Source organism: Nonomuraea sp. NPDC049784 (assembly GCF_040659615.1).
GTDB lineage: Bacteria > Actinomycetota > Actinomycetes > Streptosporangiales > Streptosporangiaceae > Nonomuraea.
The window spans coordinates 1-4022 of record NZ_JBFAMX010000785.1 but is presented as its reverse complement, the minus strand read 5'-3'; the positions used below and the strand labels follow the sequence as shown (position 1 = coordinate 4022).

Sequence of the window (4022 nt, the reverse complement as noted above, 5' to 3'; positions counted from 1 at the left end):
AAAACCCTCCCGCTAGCCCGTGTGTGGGGGGCGCCCCCCGCGCCCCGCCCCCGCGCGCCGGCCCCCGGCACCCCCGCCTGCACGCCCCCGCGCCCGCCCCGGGCCCCCACGACCAGCCTGCACCTGGTCGACTCGAGCCGTCCCGACCCGTGGAACCCCGAGGCGTCCCAGCGGGAGCTGATGGTCTCGCTCTGGTACCCGGCGAAGAGGGCTGTCGGGCGGCCGGCTCCGTACGTGACGCCCCAGGAGTCCGCCGCCATCCTCAAGGACTTCCCGAACGTCTCCCCGGACGCGCTCACCAAGACCAGGACGTACGCCAGGCTCGACGCCCCCATGAGTCCGGGCAGGCACCCCTTGGTCGTCATGTCGCCGGGCTTCTCCTTCCCGCGCGCCACCCTGACCTCGCTGGCCGAGGAGCTGGCGAGCAGGGGATACCTGGTGGCGGCGGTGGAGCACACGTACGAGTCGGTCGCGACCACGTTCCCCGACGGCCGGACCGCCACCTGCCTGGCCTGCGTGAAGGGCCAGGACAACGCCAAGGTGGCCGCGGGGCGGGTCAAGGACGTGCGGTTCGTGCTGGGCGAGCTGGTCAAGGGCCGGTGGGGCAAGGTGATCGACCGGTCGAGGATCGCCATGGTGGGCCACTCCATGGGCGGGTATGCCACCGCCCAGACCATGCTCGCCGACACCCGGATCAAGGCCGGCGTCAACCTGGACGGAACGTTCGCACAGGACGAGCCGCTCGACCGGCCGTTCATGCTGGTCGGGGCGCCGGGGCACGCGCCCGGCTACGGCTCGTGGGACAGGGCCTGGACCAACCTGAGGGGCTGGAAGCGCTGGATCACGGTGGCGGGGACCGACCACTCGGCGTTCGTCGACTACGCCGTGCTCCGGCCGCAGCTCGGCCTCCCCTCGCAGGAGCTGGATGGCGCGCGGGCGCTGCGGATCACCCGGGCTCGCCTGGTCAGCTTCCTCGACCGGCACCTGCTCGGTAAGCGGACCCCGATTGAGGACTATCCCGAGGTCACCGATCACACCCGGAACGCGTCGGCGTTCTCCGAGGCCCACTGAGCGAAACTGCGCGCGTCCCTGCCGGTGACCTCGCGCACGGTCGGGACCACCGTGTAGCCGACCTCCGGGGTGCTGCCCAGGGCGTGGACGAGGAACTCGATGGTCTGCTCGCCCATGCCGTCGGCGGCCCACTTGGCCCGCGCCTCGTCCACGGTCAGCTCCACGTACTCGACGGGCCTGTCGATCGACGCCCCCAGGATCTCGACCTTCTGCCTGAGCGTGATCGCCTCGGGGCCCGTCAACACGTACGTCTTGCCGCCGTGGCCACCCTCGACCAGCACCGTCGCGGCCACGGCGGCGATGTCGCGCTCGTGCACCAGGGCGCTCAGCCGGTCGCCGAACGGCTCCTTGATGACGCCTTCCGTCTTCACCGTGTGGGCCCACCAGCGCAGCGTGTTGGACATGAACTCGACCGGGTGGAGGAGCGTCCACTCCACGTCGGTCGCGGCCAGCGCCTGCTCCAGCGGGCCGTCCTCCCGGCCGCCCAGCACGGTGACCCGCCGCACACCCGCCTCGACGGCCAGTTCGACGAGCGCGGCCCCGTCCGGCAGGGCCGCGTAGTCGTCGCCCGCGAAGTTGATGAAGTGCACGCCGGTGACGCCCTCGAAGGCGTCCTTCAGCGACTCGGGCCGGGCAAGGTCGCCGGCGACGACGTCGACGCTCTCGGGAAGTCCGGCCTTGGCGGGGTTCCTGGTCAGAGCGCGTACGTGCTGCCCGGCCGCGAGGAGCTCCTCGACGACGAGACGGCCGACGGTCCCGGTGGCTCCGGTGACGAGGATGGTCATGGCGAACCCCTTCATTGGAACGGAATGTTCTGATCTCAGGATAGCAGAACGGAACACTTCATTCCGCATATGTCTTGAGCGAGATGGCGTTCGCGGCGCGGTGGATGGGGCCGGCGATCCTGTCGATCATCCGGTCGCGGCCGGGCAGGTGGGGCAGCAACTTGATCATCTTGAGCTGGAACCAGAGGGCCGCACGCGACTCGATCACCATGCCCTTGACGTTGGCGGGCCCGAGTGCCTGGTTGGCCTCGACGAACGGGCGCATCTCGCGCTCGTAGCCCTCGGCCCCTCCGCCCTTCGCCAGCTCGCCCGCCAGCACGTACGCGCCCACGAGTGCCAGGCTCGTGCCCTGCCCCGAGGCGGGCGAGGCGCAGTACGCCGCGTCGCCCACGAGCACGACGCGCCCCTTCGACCAGCTGTCCATGCGGATCTGGGTGACCGAGTCGAAGTAGAAGTCCTCGGCGTCGCGTACGGACTCGAGCAGCGCGGGCACCTCCCATTCGACGCCCCGCATGGCCTTCACCAGGAGGTCCTTCTGGGCATCGACGTCGCGGTGGTCGTAGGCCAGCGGCGCTGACGACCACATGAACAGGGCCTTGGCGCGGGTGTCCTGCCTGGTGCTGTAGACGTTCGCGGTCCTGCCGGGGGCCACGTGCACGGCCTCCTCGCGATCGAGGCCCAGCTTGTTGGGGACCGTGCAGATCGAGATGTAGTAGCCGAGGTCGCGGGCGTACTCGGACTCCTCGCCGAAGGCGATCCTCCTGGTGTTGGAGTGCGCGCCGTCGGCCCCGACGACCAGGTCGAACCTGCGCGGCGCCGAACGCTCGAACGTCACCGTGCCGTCCTCGGCGATGCCCGTGACGGAGTCGCCGAAGACGTACTCGACGTCGTGGCGCGTGAGGTCGTACAGCAGCTCGTTCAGGTCGCCGCGCATGATCTCGATGTCGTCGCCCGTGCGCCCGCCGAACAGGTCGGCGTCCATCGTCGCGACCTTCCTGCCCCTGGCGTCGTAGTGGGTGGCGATCCGCATGTCCGTGCTCCTGGCGCGGACCGCGTCCATGATCCCCATGCGCTCGATCACCTGGAGTGCCGCGCCCCGGATGTCCACCTTGTAGCCGCCCTCGCGGATCGCGGGGGCCCGCTCGACCACTGTCACGTCGAAGCCGTGCCGCCTGAGCCAGTACGCCGTCGCGGTGCCGGCGATGCTCGCGCCGGAGATCAGGATGTTCGTCATGGCCATGACAGTACATACGTCTCAGACGCTTGTCTAGGACAGATTTTCAAGACAGTTGTGCTAGCCTCTGGGCATGGGAAACAGGGAAGACCTGCTGGCCGGGGCGAAGCGGTGCCTGATCGAGAAGGGCTATTCGCGGACGACGGCGCGCGACATAGCCAACGCTTCCGGGGTGAGCCTGGCGGGCATCGGTTACCACTTCAAGTCGAAGGAAGCGCTGATGAACGAGGCGCTCTTCGAGGCGATGCGCGAGTGGGGGGACGAGCTGGCGGTCGCTCTGTCGGCCGACGTCAAGGCGGACGCGACGCCGCTGGAGCGGTTCGAGGCGGCCTGGGATCGGGTGACGGAGTCGTTCTCCAGGCTGCGGCCGCTGTGGGTGACGCAGTTCGAGCTGCTGGGGCAGATCGACCACGTGCCCGAGGTGCGCGAGCAGCTGGTGCACTCCATCAAGGAGGCTCGGCTGGGTCTGGCCGAGTTGTTCGAGGGGCTTGAGCCGGGGAGCGATCCGGAGCGTGAGCGGCTGGTGGGATCGGTCTACCAGGCCATGCTGACAGGGTTCCTGTCGCAGTGGCTGCTGGACCCGGACAGCGCGCTGTCGGGCCGCGAGGTCGTCACGGCCCTCCGCATGATTGCCTCGTGAGCTAGAAGGCGCTTATGGTGGCCGGAGCGCGCTCGGCACGGCTCAGGGTGCGGATGACCGCCGTCGGCCCGTGCCGGTGGACGGCCAGCCGGGCCAGCAGTTCCACCACGGGATCGATGACCGACGAGGGCAGCTCCGGCGCGTCCAGCCCCACGCTCGCCGCCAGGTCGTCCGAGTGCACGACCAGCTCCACCAGCCGCGTGAGCAGGAAGTCGTCGAGCCGCAGCGCCCAGCCCGACCAGGGCAGCTCCACGACCCGGCCGGCGGGCTCGGTCGGCAGGGCGGCGGTCAG

The 4022-nt window shown here is 70.0% G+C and carries 4 protein-coding genes and 1 pseudogene; 2 read left to right on the top strand and 3 right to left on the bottom strand.

Annotation, left to right across the window (positions count from 1 at the left end):
- A partial coding sequence (locus AB0J09_RS58420; protein ID WP_360711842.1) for an alpha/beta hydrolase occupies positions 1 to 1071 on the top strand: 1071 nt, incomplete at its 5' end.
- Here AB0J09_RS58420 and AB0J09_RS58415 read toward each other — a convergent pair.
- Both AB0J09_RS58415 and AB0J09_RS58410 read right to left on the bottom strand, forming a co-directional pair.
- Entirely contained in the window at positions 1032 to 1856 is an 825-nt protein-coding gene (locus AB0J09_RS58415) for an NmrA family NAD(P)-binding protein (protein WP_360711839.1), read from the bottom strand. The genes AB0J09_RS58420 and AB0J09_RS58415 overlap by 40 nt on opposite strands.
- Positions 1857 to 1914: 58 nt before the next feature.
- A complete protein-coding gene (locus tag AB0J09_RS58410; protein ID WP_360711836.1) occupies positions 1915 to 3090 on the bottom strand; it encodes an FAD-dependent monooxygenase in 1176 nt (391 codons plus the stop codon).
- A gap of 73 nt (positions 3091 to 3163) precedes the next feature.
- Here AB0J09_RS58410 and AB0J09_RS58405 point away from each other — a divergent pair, with 73 nt between their 5' ends.
- A complete protein-coding gene (locus AB0J09_RS58405) occupies positions 3164 to 3730 on the top strand; it encodes a TetR/AcrR family transcriptional regulator (RefSeq protein ID WP_360711834.1) in 567 nt (188 codons plus the stop codon).
- A gap of 1 nt (position 3731) precedes the next feature.
- Here the strand turns inward: AB0J09_RS58405 and AB0J09_RS58400 are convergent.
- A pseudogene (locus AB0J09_RS58400) lies at positions 3732 to 4022 on the bottom strand (hypothetical protein); the annotation flags it as partial.